Source organism: Dyella japonica DSM 16301 (assembly GCF_001010355.1).
In the GTDB taxonomy this organism is placed as follows: domain Bacteria; phylum Pseudomonadota; class Gammaproteobacteria; order Xanthomonadales; family Rhodanobacteraceae; genus Dyella; species Dyella japonica.
Genome location: NZ_JPLA01000087.1, coordinates 1 through 379, shown reverse-complemented (window position 1 = coordinate 379; position 379 = coordinate 1). Strand labels below are relative to the sequence as shown.

Genomic DNA, 379 nt, shown 5'->3' with positions numbered 1-379 from the left:
GGCCAGCGTGATCAGGCCCACGATGCCGATCGGAATGTCGCGCTCGGTGCGCGGCAGCGAGTCGGCGTTGCCGGCCTTGCGCACTTTGGAGGCAGCCATGGCCGAGGTCAGGCCGCTGATCACCGGCTTCACCAGCTTGGCCAGCGTCCAGATGGCCGACACGCCGATCGCGCCCGCACCAACGAAACGCACCTTGTGGCTCCAGGTACCGTTGGCCAGGTCCGCCACCGACGCACTCATGTCGCCCAGCAGCGAGTAATGCGGCACGCCCCAGCCCCAGCCGATGATCGCGCCGATCAACATCGCGATACCCACCGACAGGCCCACCAGGTGACCGATGGCGAACAGCGCGAAGGAAAGATTGAAATCGAAGCCGCTG

1 protein-coding gene is annotated in these 379 nt (G+C 66.2%); it reads right to left on the bottom strand.

What is annotated here, in order from left to right; genetic code table 11:
• Positions 1-379: OPT/YSL family transporter (locus Y882_RS18265; RefSeq protein WP_046973389.1), on the bottom strand; the 379-nt coding region annotated here is incomplete at both ends.